Source organism: Ruegeria sp. G7, assembly GCF_056535465.1.
The window spans coordinates 229,378-242,406 of sequence record NZ_JBQFIL010000001.1; the positions used below are offsets into that span (position 1 = coordinate 229,378).

16 protein-coding genes are annotated in these 13,029 nt (G+C 57.2%); 7 read left to right on the forward strand and 9 right to left on the reverse strand.

Annotated features, from left to right (window positions below; genetic code table 11):
- Positions 1-29 precede the first annotated feature (29 nt).
- Complete coding sequence (gene aat / locus ACR3EN_RS01130) at positions 30-662, forward strand: leucyl/phenylalanyl-tRNA--protein transferase (protein ID WP_480819459.1); 633 nt, start codon at positions 30-32, stop codon at positions 660-662.
- Here the strand turns inward: aat and ACR3EN_RS01135 are convergent.
- The 6 genes from ACR3EN_RS01135 to ACR3EN_RS01160 form a co-directional block, all read right to left on the reverse strand.
- Positions 626-985, reverse strand: a complete 360-nt coding sequence (locus ACR3EN_RS01135) for a DUF2155 domain-containing protein (protein ID WP_480819458.1) — start codon at positions 983-985, stop codon at positions 626-628. The two genes, aat and ACR3EN_RS01135, sit on opposite strands and share 37 nt — an antisense overlap.
- Entirely contained in the window at positions 982-1,434 is a 453-nt protein-coding gene (gene mlaD, locus ACR3EN_RS01140; protein ID WP_480870233.1) for an outer membrane lipid asymmetry maintenance protein MlaD, read from the reverse strand. Before mlaD ends, ACR3EN_RS01135 begins: the two co-directional genes overlap by 4 nt.
- Before the next feature lie 11 nt (positions 1,435-1,445).
- Complete coding sequence (locus ACR3EN_RS01145) at positions 1,446-1,829, reverse strand: NADH:ubiquinone oxidoreductase subunit NDUFA12 (RefSeq protein WP_480819456.1); 384 nt, start codon at positions 1,827-1,829, stop codon at positions 1,446-1,448.
- A gap of 79 nt (positions 1,830-1,908) precedes the next feature.
- The gene (locus tag ACR3EN_RS01150; protein WP_480819455.1) at positions 1,909-2,271 is read right to left on the reverse strand and encodes a RidA family protein; all 363 of its coding nucleotides are present in this window, start codon (positions 2,269-2,271) and stop codon (positions 1,909-1,911) included.
- Positions 2,272-2,481: 210 nt separating this feature from the next.
- Positions 2,482-3,747 carry an ATP-dependent Clp protease ATP-binding subunit ClpX gene (gene clpX / locus ACR3EN_RS01155; protein WP_480819454.1) on the reverse strand — a complete coding sequence of 422 codons (1,266 nt, stop codon included), beginning with the start codon at positions 3,745-3,747 and terminating at the stop codon, positions 2,482-2,484.
- A gap of 137 nt (positions 3,748-3,884) precedes the next feature.
- Entirely contained in the window at positions 3,885-4,517 is a 633-nt protein-coding gene (locus ACR3EN_RS01160) for an ATP-dependent Clp protease proteolytic subunit (protein ID WP_480469244.1), read from the reverse strand.
- Between the two features lie 302 nt (positions 4,518-4,819).
- Here ACR3EN_RS01160 and ACR3EN_RS01165 point away from each other — a divergent pair, with 302 nt between their 5' ends.
- Both ACR3EN_RS01165 and ACR3EN_RS01170 read left to right on the forward strand, forming a co-directional pair.
- Entirely contained in the window at positions 4,820-5,161 is a 342-nt protein-coding gene (locus ACR3EN_RS01165; RefSeq protein ID WP_480819453.1) for an ArsR/SmtB family transcription factor, read from the forward strand.
- Between the two features lie 201 nt (positions 5,162-5,362).
- On the forward strand, positions 5,363-5,500 hold the full coding sequence (locus tag ACR3EN_RS01170; RefSeq protein WP_480819452.1) for an entericidin A/B family lipoprotein: 138 nt from the start codon (positions 5,363-5,365) through the stop codon (positions 5,498-5,500).
- A 402-nt stretch (positions 5,501-5,902) separates the two neighbouring features.
- On the opposite strand, the gene ACR3EN_RS01175 is transcribed toward ACR3EN_RS01170, so the two are convergent.
- Entirely contained in the window at positions 5,903-6,355 is a 453-nt protein-coding gene (locus tag ACR3EN_RS01175; RefSeq protein ID WP_480870237.1) for a hypothetical protein, read from the reverse strand.
- Positions 6,356-6,466: 111 nt separating this feature from the next.
- On the reverse strand, positions 6,467-6,781 hold the full coding sequence (locus ACR3EN_RS01180) for a hypothetical protein (RefSeq protein WP_480870240.1): 315 nt from the start codon (positions 6,779-6,781) through the stop codon (positions 6,467-6,469).
- A 359-nt stretch (positions 6,782-7,140) separates the two neighbouring features.
- On the opposite strand from ACR3EN_RS01180, the gene ACR3EN_RS01185 reads away from it, so the two are divergent.
- On the forward strand, positions 7,141-8,058 hold the full coding sequence (locus ACR3EN_RS01185; protein WP_480870243.1) for a restriction endonuclease: 918 nt from the start codon (positions 7,141-7,143) through the stop codon (positions 8,056-8,058).
- Positions 8,059-8,168: 110 nt separating this feature from the next.
- Here ACR3EN_RS01185 and lepA read toward each other — a convergent pair whose 3' ends face one another.
- Positions 8,169-9,968, reverse strand: a complete 1,800-nt coding sequence (gene lepA / locus ACR3EN_RS01190; protein WP_480870246.1) for a translation elongation factor 4 — start codon at positions 9,966-9,968, stop codon at positions 8,169-8,171.
- A 315-nt stretch (positions 9,969-10,283) separates the two neighbouring features.
- Between lepA and ACR3EN_RS01195 the strand changes: the two genes are divergently transcribed.
- The 3 genes from ACR3EN_RS01195 to ACR3EN_RS01205 all read left to right on the forward strand — a co-directional run bounded on the left by ACR3EN_RS01195 (position 10,284) and on the right by ACR3EN_RS01205 (position 12,806).
- Entirely contained in the window at positions 10,284-11,348 is a 1,065-nt protein-coding gene (locus ACR3EN_RS01195; protein ID WP_480843456.1) for a tetratricopeptide repeat protein, read from the forward strand.
- 141 nt (positions 11,349-11,489) lie between these two features.
- Positions 11,490-11,798, forward strand: coding sequence for a hypothetical protein (locus ACR3EN_RS01200; RefSeq protein WP_480517847.1), 309 nt, complete (start codon positions 11,490-11,492; stop codon positions 11,796-11,798).
- A gap of 66 nt (positions 11,799-11,864) precedes the next feature.
- Complete coding sequence (locus ACR3EN_RS01205) at positions 11,865-12,806, forward strand: LysR family transcriptional regulator (RefSeq protein WP_480820058.1); 942 nt, start codon at positions 11,865-11,867, stop codon at positions 12,804-12,806.
- Positions 12,807-13,029: the final 223 nt, after the last annotated feature.

A 13,029-nucleotide genomic window follows, 5' to 3' on the forward strand; every position in this document is an offset into this window, starting at 1 on the left:
TGCGGCCTTCCGATCCCGGGGCACCCAGCATGAGCCTATCCCCCGAACTTCTGCTGCATGGCTACTCCATCGGCATTTTTCCGATGGCCGAACACCGCGACGACCCCGAGCTGTTCTGGGTCGATCCAAAGTTCCGGGGCGTGTTCCCGCTGGACGGCTTTCATATCTCGCGCAGCCTTGCGCGTCGTCTGCGAACCTGCGGGTTCGACATCACTATCAATCAGGACTTTGCTGGCGTCGTCGATGGCTGCGCCGACCGGGCAGACACCTGGATCAACCCCGAACTACGCCGCCTGTATCAGGACCTGCATCAGTCTGGCCACGCCCATTCGCTTGAGATTTGGGAGGGCGAGGCACTGATCGGAGGGGTCTACGGCGTGGTTCTGGGTGCGGCCTTCTTCGGCGAAAGCATGTTCTCACGCCGGACCGACGCATCGAAGATCGCGCTGGCCTATCTGGTGGACCGTTTGCGGCAGACCGGCTTTGCCCTGTTCGATACGCAGTTTCTGACGGCCCATCTGGCCTCGCTAGGGGCCATCGAAATCCCACGCGCCGCTTATCATCGAGAATTGCAACAGGCCCTTGAGATCAGCGCCGATTTCACCGCTGATCTGCAGCAGAGCCCTCAGGGCGTCATACAGCGGATCACCCAGACATCGTAGCGCGCATGATCCAGAGCGTTCAACGCGGGCGAGGTCGCGATCATCCAGCCATCAAACAACTGCTGCGCCTTGCCCTGCTCCCAGATCGTCAAATAGGCAAACGCGTCACCCGTCGGGTTCTCAGCCGGATAGCGGCAATCGCCCAGGGCCACATCCAGCCCGAACACCGCTGCCGTCTGCCCGTTCTGAACCTCGACATCAACGGTCTGCCCGCTGACCTTGTCCAGCCCGCGCAGCATCGCCCCCGGTCCAGATTCCACCTTCTGCTGAGCTGCAGCGATACTGCCCGACAAGAGCAGCACCATCAAAGCGGCCCGTATCATTCGCCGCCATCCCCGGCGACGAACTTCACCAGCAATGAGATCAGGCTGACCGCGCCTTGCGTATCCTCAATCTCATCCCCCGGCTCGAAATAGAACGGTGAGCCACCGGGCATCACTTCGACAAAATTGCCGCCCAACAGGCCTTCGGATGAGATTGCGATCGCGCTGTCATCCGGGATGAGAATTCCATCCGCCACGGAAAACTGCGTATCCGCGCGATAGGTGTCAGAGTTCAGCGTAACGCCGGTCACCGTGCCGATCTTCACGCCGGCAAGGCGCACATCGGTGCCAACACCAACACCCTCAAGCGACCGGAACGATGCGCCAAGCTCATACCCGGCCCGGTTCTGCGACAGGCCCGTGGATTGGCTGGCATAGACGCCGAACGCCACGGCGCAGGCCAGCACGACCCCGCCGACAATGACTTCGGTCTTGGTGTGAGTAGACATACTGGCCTCGCCTATTCCGGGGTCCACGCCTCGTAGTCGTTGCGGTCAACCGGGTCGGGCCGCCGCAGCGATCCTGCAGGCGTGTAAGCCAGAGCAGTTCCGGTCAGGTTCTCCTGATGAGGCTTTTCCCACGACTTATGCGGCAGAGGCTTATCGGTCGGCGGCTCATCCCATGTACGGTGTAGCCAGCCATGCCAGTCCGGGTCTACTCGGCTGGCCTCGGCCTCACCATTGAATATCACCCAGCGTTTGCTGTCGTCGGCATTTCGGTAAAACACGTTGCCTTCGTTGTCTTCGCCGACTTTGACGCCCTTGCGCGCGGTGTAAATCTGTGTGTTCAGGGTGGCCCCGTTCCACCAGGTCACGGCCCGCAAAAGACTGTTCAGGATTCCCATCGGCTGCCTCCGGCATTTCTCTTCTCGCAGATATGGACCAAAGGCGCGCCAAGGTCCAGTGCCTGGGCACCTGCCTGCGTCAATCCGGCAAAATCGCGGTCACTTCGATTTCGATCAGGTATTTTGGATCAATCAAACCGCATTCAATCATCGTCGCGGCTGGCGGATTTGCTCCGAAGGTCTCAGCAAGCAAAGGCCAGCACGTTTCAAATTCCTGACGATCCGGCAGCATATACGTGATGCGCACCACATCTGAAAACGAAGCACCCGCCTCTGACAATGCTTTGCCAATGGTATCCAGCGCCGAACGACACTGTTCCAGGGCAGTTGCGCCCTGCCCGACTGTGCCCGCCACGTGCACCCAGCCACCGGCGACAACTGCCCGGCAGTATCCAACCTTGGATTCAAATTCACCACCAGACGAAATGCGCTTGATTGTCATGAAACCCCCTTCGGCAAATCTGATTATGTGATGGGCCAGCGCAGATGCGAGGCTCTGCCTCGCGCTCCGGGATATTTATAGCCAGATGAAGCAGCGGATCTGTTCTTCATCTGGCTATAAATATCCCGGGGGAGGCGCGACTTGTCGCGACGGGGGCAGAGCCCCCTCTTGCAACGCTGAAACGCACAAAGCGTCCAGAGCCTCTCTCATTCAGCCGGCAGAGGCTGACTCGGCAGTGTCCGCATAGATGATCAGGGGCTGGGCTTCGGATGTCACAGCCTCTTCATTGACCACGACTTCCGTCACGTTCTTCATCCCCGGCAACTCAAACATGGTGTCGAGCAATATGTCCTCAAGGATAGAACGCAGGCCCCTTGCGCCGGTCTTGCGCTCGATCGCTTTCTTGGCGATGGCTTTCAGGGCGTCATCGGTAAAGGCCAATTCTGCATCTTCCAGTTCGAACAGGCGTTGGTACTGCTTGACCAGAGCGTTCTTCGGACTCGTCAGGATAGTGACCAGCGCATCTTCATCCAGATCCTCGAGTGTTGCCAGTACCGGCAGGCGACCGACAAATTCCGGTATCAGGCCAAACTTCAGCAAATCTTCGGGCTCGAGCTCCTTGAATATCTCGCCAACACCACGCTCGTCATTGTCCCGAACGTCGGCACCAAAGCCCATGGCCGAGCCTTTGCCGCGCTGCGCGATGATCTTGTCGAGCCCCGCAAAGGCCCCACCACAGATGAACAGAATGTTTGTGGTATCCACCTGCAGGAATTCCTGCTGCGGATGCTTGCGCCCGCCTTGCGGCGGAACGCTGGCCACAGTGCCTTCCATCAGCTTCAGCAACGCCTGCTGCACGCCCTCACCTGACACGTCGCGCGTGATCGAGGGGTTTTCGGACTTGCGCGTGATCTTGTCGACCTCGTCGATATAGACAATGCCCCGCTGCGCGCGTTCGACATTGTATTCGCTAGCCTGCAGCAGCTTGAGGATGATGTTCTCGACATCCTCGCCCACGTAACCCGCCTCGGTCAGAGTGGTTGCATCCGCCATGGTGAACGGCACATCCAAAATGCGCGCCAGCGTCTGAGCCAACAGCGTCTTACCGCAGCCGGTCGGGCCGATCAGCAGGATGTTGGATTTTGCAAGCTCAATATCGCTGCCCGCCTTCTGAGCGTGATTGAGCCGTTTGTAGTGGTTGTGCACCGCAACCGACAGAACCCGCTTGGCAGTGGCCTGACCGATCACATAATCGTCCAGCACCTCGCAGATATCCTTGGGGGTCGGCACCCCGTCCGAGGATTTCAGGCCGCTGGCCTTGGTCTCTTCACGGATGATATCCATGCAGAGCTCAACACACTCGTCACAGATGAACACGGTCGGGCCCGCGATCAGCTTACGCACCTCATGCTGGCTTTTGCCGCAGAAGCTGCAGTAGAGCGTGTTTTTGCCGTCACCGCCTGAATTGGTCGCCATGATTTACCCCTCGGGCTCCGTCTCGGCGACCCCACCCAAGGGGCCGCGTTTGCCGTCAATGCCTGCAGCTTAGGCCAGCGTTCTGGCAGCTACAATCGCAAAATCATCCCTCACGCAATAAGCGCGGGGTTTTGAACTTAGTCTTCGTCGCCGTCCATCTTGGCCCGGTTTTCGACGATCTCGTCGATGTGACCCCAATCCTTGGCCTCTTCGGGGCTCATGAAATTGTCGCGATCCAGCGCCTTTTCCACAGCCTTTTTGGTCTGCCCGGTATGGCGTACATAGATATCGTACAAACGATCTTTCAGCTTCTGGGTCTCGGCCGCATGGATCATGATGTCGCTCGCCTGACCCTGATAGCCACCGCTGGGCTGGTGCACCATGATGCGACTGTTGGGCAGCGAAAAGCGCATCCCTTTCTCCCCACCGGCCAGCAGAACCGACCCCATCGAGGCTGCCTGACCGATCACCAATGTGGAACATTTCGGCTTGATATACTGCATTGTGTCGTAAATCGACAAACCGCTGGTCACCACGCCACCGGGCGAGTTGATGTAGATCGAGATCTCTTTGCTGGGATTTTCCGCCTCAAGATGCAGTAGCTGTGCCACCACCAGATGGCTCATCCCGTCATGGATCGGGCCGTTGATGAAAATGATCCGCTCTTTCAGAAGGCGCGAGAAGATGTCGTATGCACGCTCACCCCGGCTGGTCTGTTCGACGACCATGGGGACCAGAGTGTTCATGTATGTGTCAACGGGATCGAACATGGAAAACCTGCCTGCTTTGCTATGGATCGGGACCTTACCCGAAGAAGAGTTACCCGAGTCTTAGTGCTGCCGCGTGGGGGCCGCAAGGGGGCGCGGGCGTTCGTCTGGACCTGAGGCTTTATGGGCTGTCGCCCTCTGGCAAATCAATCACATCAAACGCGCGTATTCGTGTTCAACGCATCACGCTATTTTGATCCATGCATATAGAAAATCATGCGCAAAATCTGTAGCTACATAAGCCTGCGCGCAGATCGCAGCCTGTTGCCAACATGCGCGACTGGACTTGCTAGGGAACAAGAAAAATGGCTCTTTCCGAGATGACGATGGATATGTCGCCCAACGATCTGGACCAAATGGTGGAAAATGCGACCGCTGCTTCGAATTTTCTGAAGGCAATAAGTCACGAGGGGCGTCTGATGATCCTCTGCCACCTCGTGTCCGGCGAAAAGTCGGTGACCGAACTTGAACACTTGCTGTCCGCCCGTCAGGCCGCCGTCTCGCAACAACTCTCACGCCTGAGGCTGGAAGGGCTTGTTTTACCCCGCCGCGAAGGCAAGGCGATCTACTACCGCCTTGCCGATGATCGTCCGGTCCGCATGCTTGAAGTGGTTCATGAGTTGTTTTGCAACCGCGAAGCCAATTGAGCGCTCAGACCATCCACGTGAAAACCGCCTGATTCACTTACTGATACGCCGCGTTACGGGCGCCCGGACGCTGTAGATTTGCCTCTTCATCCATTCCCGCTTTGCTCTGCAATTCGACCATGATCTGGGCACGCCGAAACCTGTAGCCGCATGTCCCGAAAGCTGCTAGGCAATGCAAAACAAGCCCTGATGGAGTACCCAATGACACGCGCATTCATGATTGGCCTCGCCCTGTTCGCTCTGACCGCCTGTGAAACGGCAAAAGGGGCAGGCAAGGATATCGAAAAGGCAGGCGATGCCATCCAGGGCGCCGCGACAGAAGTGCAGGAAAACCTCTGATCCAGATCACCGAAACGCGGCGCGGCGGTATCGCCGTGCCGGCGCTGCGGCAGGCTTCGTTTGTGTCGTTCTAAGGTAAACCGGTCCGTTTCGTTCGGCCGTCCGAAGGTCATCGCACAGCGACACGAACTTGGACCGGGCGCACAAGACCACACCGCGCGCGACGCCGCGCTGAAGGTCCGCGAGAGCCTGATCACCCGAGCAGAGGAACGCCGCATCCTCACCCAACCGGGACCAGACCCTGTCGCGGGCGGCGCGGTTGCCGCCCGGTCCGAAGCCTCCCTGTGGAGACCTCTGGTCATGAGAAGCGCTCCGACCTGATCGGGGTACCTACTACTCCTGCCGCAGTCTTAATGCTCAGCGGCAATACCCCCTTTAACATCCGACCAGGCCGAAGACGCTTCAGTTCACCTGACGTTCCAGAACGGTGCTGTAGGTCGTTCCGCGACGCAGGCTACGGAAATCAGCATAGATCTTGCCGTCCTGATACCGGGCGTCGATCAGGGCGTTGACGCCGATCTCGGGGTTGGCCGAGCTTTCGACAATGCTGATGCGGGTCGGGTCATCCAGGCTGATGGTGCCGGTGGCATCCAGCATCCGCCAGTCCTGCGTTGCGTTCGAGCGCCACTTGCTGGGCCCCCAGAACACGTTGCCCTGCTGTTTCTGAATATCCAGCACCCACTCGGCGTTGTTGAACCGCGGGATGTCCCCGGTCGTGGTTCGGTTCGGACCGACGGCGGTATAGCTGCCCGTCCATGTGCCGCGCAGGTCCGGCGTGGTTTCGGCAATCGCGGCCGTCGCAAGGGTGAGGCTCGTGGCCAGAGCGGCTGCTCCGGCAGTCATATATCTGGTCATGGTCTTCCTCCTTCAGATCATGGCCGTCATTGGCCTTGGTCAACAGATTGGGAGGACGCGCCGGGCTTGCAAGCTTTCTAAAGGATTGTTCATGCGGGGTTAATGCAGGCCTCAGGCCCAGGCCAGCGCGGTGCCGAGGATGACCAGACCGATGCCGATCCCCTCGCGATACGAGAAATTCTCTCCGAACAGAAAGTACGAGGCGATGGCGATCAGAACGACCTCGGCCCCCAGAATGCCGGTATAGATGATGCCCAGCCGTTCCTCGCGCAGCGCGGCGAGTTCCAGCGTCGCAGCCGCCAACAACGTGGCAACGATCAGAAGGGTCAGGCCGACGCCGGGAATTTTCCACCAGAACTTCATCGCGATCATGGCAACGGAATAGAGACCTGCCGATCCGAGGGCGATGATAGGGATCATGGACATAAGGGCCTCCTGCCGGGGTTCCGTAGGGTCAAGTCTAGCAGGGTGCTGCGGTTGGGGCTGTGAGGTGGGTCACAGTAGGTCGATCAGCAGAACTGAGGGCAGCGCCGGCCCGAGGGGGGTGAGGCTCGTCTCGGAAACGGTCCAGTGGACCGTTTCAGGGCCGAACGGGCAGAGCCCCGCGGCGCAAACGCGCCGCCCCATGGGGGCGGGTCGGCGCGGCCCGGCGGTGCCGCCGGGCGGGTGGGTTGAATTGAGCTATCCAATATTGATTTAAGTTATGTGTTGACATGACAGGCGAACATCAAACCAGTTATTTGGTCAATTATAAACACAGGCCTAATATGAGAAGGAGAGCGCCTTTGAGTAATCACTCCAACGACGGCAGCAAATTCGAAGACGAAGTCGAGTTGGTGTTCAAAACCATCGCATCCCAAGATGGCATTTCTTCTGTTGAAAAGAATGCTTTCCTAGATTCACCCGATGGCAAGAGGCAAATAGACCTACTGATCCGTTCAAAAGTCGCCGGAAACGAACTTCTTACAGTTGTTGAGTGCAAGGATAAGAAACGAAGAGTTGACCTCCCTATCATCGATGCATTCTTCTCGGTCTTACAAGATGTTAAGGCAAATAAAGGCGTTATCGCATCGCGAACTGGCTTCAGCCGGAACGCAATGAAAAAAGCTGAGCGTTTAGGAATTTCACTTTGCACAATTGATCGGTTGAGAAACCAAGTCAGTGATCCACTAGCCAGCCTACCATTTGTTGTCAAATTCGTTGCCATAGAGAAATTTAGTCTGAAATTTTCACCAATAACCGGCGATAGAAACGCTGGAGTTAGAATAGGGCTGAGCAGCATACTATGCGGAAAGAGCCTATCAGAATTAATATCAAATTTCTCCTTCGAAAGGCTATTCGAAGAAGAGAGCTTACGCAAAGTGGTGACAGAAGCTTCGTTTGGCGAGCCCTTGTGGCTTAATGGAACTGATGGAAACATCTTACCGATACAAAACTGTGAGATTTCACTGAGTTTGTCGCCCGAAGTTTACTTCGGATTCACTTCCGACCTTCCCTCAACTTACATCAAGAGCGTTGCAGAAAACGATGATACTGAACTTTTCATAGATGTTGAGGAGCTTAACGCTGCGCCAATTCACTTTACGAGATATGACAACTTCAATGACCTGCCCGAGTACGTAAGGCATCAGCACATAAAGGTTCTCAGCGCGCCGAAATCTTACAAAAGTGCTACGATAAGCCTCTTTGGTTTAAAAGAGTAGCGTTGCAACAGTTCGACGGCCACCTCGAATTGGCTCATTACCTTGCCGCGTGGGCACGCAGTTGGCTGCGCCAACCGCTTTCGCCCACCCGCCGTAAAAATGGCCAGCCTTTAGCTGTCCATTTTTAAGGCGCTAATAAACGCCTCCTGCGGGATATCGACCTTCCCGAACTGGCGCATCTTCTTCTTACCCGCTTTCTGCTTGTCCAGCAGTTTGCGTTTCCGCGTGGCGTCGCCTCCGTAGCATTTGGCGGTCACGTCCTTGCGCAGCGCCGAGAGGGTCTCGCGGGCGATGACCTTGCCTCCGATGGCGGCCTGGATCGGGATTTTGAACATATGGCGCGGGATCAGGTCCTTGAGCTTTTCGCACATCGCCCGGCCCCGCATCTCGGCCCGGTCGCGGTGAACCATGGTTGACAGCGCGTCGACCGGTTCGTCATTCACCAGCACCGACATCTTGACCAGATTATCCTGCGTGTAGCCGGTCATCTGGTAGTCAAAGCTGGCGTAACCTTTTGTTACCGATTTCAGGCGATCATAGAAGTCGAACACAACTTCGTTGAGGGGAAGGTCGTACACCACCATCGCACGGGTGCCCGCATAGGTCAGGTCCAACTGGATGCCGCGGCGGTCCTGGCAGAGTTTCAACACGTCGCCGAGGTATTCGTCAGGCACCAGAATGGTCGCCTTGATGCGCGGTTCCTCGATATGGTCGACCTTGGACGGGTCGGGCATGTCGGCGGGGTTGTGCAGCTCGATCATCTCGCCGTCTTTCATGTAGACGTGATAGATCACCGACGGCGCGGTGGTGATGAGCTCAATATCATATTCGCGTTCGATGCGGTCGCGGATGACCTCAAGGTGCAAAAGCCCGAGGAAGCCGCAGCGGAAGCCAAAGCCCAGCGCGGCTGAGGTTTCCATTTCGAACGAGAATGAGGCGTCGTTCAGCGCCAGTTTGTCGATCGCGTCGCGCAGGTCTTCGAATTCTGAACTGTCCACGGGGAAGAGGCCGCAGAACACCACCGGCTGCGCGGGTTTGAAGCCCGTCAGGGCCTCTTCGGTGCCGTTGCGGTCATTGGTGATGGTGTCACCGACGCGAGTGTCGCGGACTTGTTTGATGGACGCCGTCAGGAAACCGATTTCACCGGGGCCAAGCGAGTCCACCATCTCCATCTCGGGGCGGAAGACGCCGACGCGGTCGACATGGTGCAGGGTGCCGTTCGACATGAACTTGACCCGCATGCCCTTTTTCAACGTGCCGTCCATGATGCGGACCAGAACGATGACGCCGAGATAGGCGTCATACCACGAATCCACCAGCATCGCCTTGAGCGGCGCGTCAAGATTGCCCTGCGGCGCGGGCAGTTGTTGGACGATGGCTTCGAGCGTTTCGTGAATGCCCTGCCCAGTCTTGGCGCTGACCTGAATGGCGTCGGTCGCGTCGATGCCGATCACATCCTCGATCTGTTCGGCCACGCGGTCACAGTCGGACGCGGGCAGGTCGATCTTGTTGAGCACCGGCACGATCTCATGATCGGCGTCGATGGCCTGATACACATTCGCCAGCGTCTGCGCCTCAACCCCTTGGGTCGAGTCCACAACCAGCAGGGACCCCTCGACCGCGCGCATGGAGCGGCTGACCTCATAGGCAAAATCCACGTGGCCGGGGGTGTCGATCAGGTTCAGCACATACGCCTCGCCATTGTCGGCGGTATAGTCGATGCGAACCGTGTTGGCCTTGATGGTAATGCCACGCTCGCGCTCGATATCCATGCTGTCGAGCAGCTGCTCCTTCATGTCGCGATCCTTGACCGTTCCGGTCTCTTGAATGAGCCGGTCAGCAAGGGTGGATTTGCCATGGTCGATATGCGCGACGATGGAGAAATTGCGGATATGAGCGAGGTCTGTCATGGGTTGGGGATATGTAGAGATTTTGTGGTTTGGTCAATGCAGGAAAGTACACGAGAATATCCTCGCAGCTAAGCAAGTACTAACCGAGACCAGCCAAACCGAAACTGCGTCCAACCTTAATGAGCCCGGTCAATGTTGCATGTTGGAACCCTTCTCGTGGCACCAACGAAATCTCTCTTGACGAGAAATCGATGAAATGCACTCTGCCGGAAAGTGATGTTCGCCCCAACCGTTGCCTACAATGCATTCTTAGCGGCAGATCAATGAAATGGACTTGAAACTTTGAAGCAAGGAAAGAACCGGATTCTCATACGTTTGATCGCTCTTGTTTTTGTGGCTTTGGCGATTGGCTGGGTGGTGCACGAGAAACTTGAGCGTTCGCAGGCGGCCAATAACTACAGCGCTATTGAACCGTGCATGAACCGCAAGCAAGAACCGAACTTGATCATTGATATCTGCACGCAGTTGATTGACGCAGAAGTTTCGTCTTCAAACACGCTCGCCGCCCTTCATATACATCGTGGATATGCACTGGATCGATTGGATAAGTGGAACGAAGCAATCCTCGACTTCGATCGGGCTATCGAACTGAACGCAAACAACTTTGAGGCTTGGCAAGGCAAGAGTTTCGCGCTTGACGGGCTAAACGAAGATCTGGCGGCGCTGGAAGCTATCGAAATGTCTTTGGCTATCGAACCTGCCAAGAAATACAGTGTGCGCAGGAAGTTTCGCCTTCTAACCAAGCTTGAGCGATATGACGAGGCGGACGACTACTACACGCAATTGATGGAGCAGTATCCAACATCAGAATACCCGCGAAATTACTGGATGCCTCAGCAGTTGGGAAGGTTGAGGCTGGCGCTGGATCAACCTGAAGCTGCTGCCGAGGTGCTAAAAATCGCAGTTCAAAGCAAGCCAGGCGATCAGAAGAGCCGAGAGCTGTTCTTCCGCTCGTGCATCAAACTTGGCCCAGACTGCCCGATGCTCTGGTCGGGCGCAGAAGTTATCGTTGAGGAAAGAGACTGCGAGGCAACAGCCAGCCAGCTCGCCGCGGAATTTCCGAAATTCTGGGAGTCCCTTCGCCCCAACGCCACCGAAAATGACGTAGCGCTTGAGAAGCAGGCGAACAAGGCTCGAATGCAGCTAGTCGAGGCGGCGTATATTACTTATTCGACTGGCCTCCAATTGGGAGAAGAAGGAGAAACCCCAGAAGACGACTTCCTTTTGTTTGAAGAAGTGGTTTCATGTGTTGAAACTGGCAAGTTGCTCAATCCCATTGAAAGTGGCGGCCTCTCCGAAGAAGCAAAGGCCTTTCACGGCGGCATCATCCGGAAGAACATGATCAATCTGGCTCATTACATGCAAACGAAAGCCGAATAGTTGGGACATTGTGGCGTTTCATGAGTATGCAATCACTTTTTAAAACCACCCGATTGATCCCGATTCCACTTTGATTCATACTCCCGCGCAGACCGAGAGGGGCAGAAGACCCGTCCGGGCAGGCAAAAACGAGGCTCGAGTATGAAACAGTTCCTCCTAATCGCATGTTGTGCGGCGTCGCTGACGGCGGTTGCTCCGGTTGCAGAAGCGGCCAAGATCAAGCAGGCGTGTTTGGCATCAGATCGTGAGGCGGCGACGCGGGCGCGGTGTTCTTGCATTCAGCGCGTGGCGGATCAGGCGTTGACGCGCAGCGATCAGAAGACCGTCTCGAAGTGGTTCGAAGACCCCCATCAGGCGCAGCAGTTGAAGATGTCGCAGACCGCGCGCGATGATGCGCTGTGGGATCGGTATCAGAACTTTGGCCAGATGGCGCAGGCGATCTGCAGCTAGCCTCAGGCAAATCCTTGACCTGATGCCCGCTGCGCCTCAGAAATGGCGCAGCGAAAGGTGTATCTGATGGTGATGAAAGGGCTGACCCTGCGGGGCCTTGAGGTGTTCGAGGCACTGGCACGGACCGGATCGGTGGCACAGGCGGCCGAGATCACGGGGCTCAGCCAGCCCTCGGTGTCGCAGCAGTTGCGCAATCTGGAAAAGGCGTTGGGCACCGATCTGGTGGATCACGGGCGGCGGCCGATGCGGCTGACGCAGGCCGGGCGCAGCTTTCTGGCGCGCACGCAGGCGGTGCTGGGTGAGCTGCAGGTGGCCCAGAGCGAGCTTGCGGTGATGGATCTGGGGCATTTGACCACGCTGTCCATCGGGTTGATCGACGATTTCGACAATGACCTGACGCCGCGGCTGGCGACCTTGCTGGCCGACAGTCTGACCCGGTCGAAGTTCAAGCTGATCACGCTGCCCAGTCTCGACCTGTTCGAGGAACTGGAAGCGCAGCGCCTGCATCTGGCGGTCTCGGCCCATTCGGGTGAGGTGCTCGAAGGCGTTGTCGAATACCCGTTGGTGCAGGATCCGTTCATTCTGGTCGCGCCGAAAGGGGCAGAGCAGCCAATGCAGCATTTGCCCTTTCTGCGCTACGCCCGCGAACAGCTGATAAGCCGGCAGATCGAGGCACATCTGGCGCGGCAGCAGTTGGAGTTCGAGGAACGGTTCGAGATCGGCTCGCACCTTGCGCTGATGGCGATGGTGGCGCGAGGGCTGGGCTGGGCGATCACCACACCGCTGGGCTATATGCGCGCGGCGCGGTTCCATGATGGGATCGAGGCGCATCCCTCGCCCTTTGGCGAGTTTTCGCGGATGATCTCGCTGTTCACTCGCACCGACTGGTCCGATCAGGTGCCGCAGGAGGTGGCGGACATGATCCGGCGGCTGATGCAGAGCCAGATCGTTGATCCGGCGGTTGCGCAGTTGCCGTGGCTGGGCGGGCAGTTGAAGGTGATGGGGTGAAGAAAGATTACGCAGCGGGCGGAACGTCTGTCCCGCGGGACTTTACCTGGTTTCAATGCAAGCGTAGCAATGTTCGGTTTGGCACATTTTTTGGAGGGGCTGTTTTCTAAGTCTCGTTTCGGAGTTGAAATCACTGCCAAAAAAACACCAGTCTAACTTTTGTCAAATTCCCTGCTTAGAAGCCAATTCATGATTTGGACAATTAGGAAAACACACCGGCTCT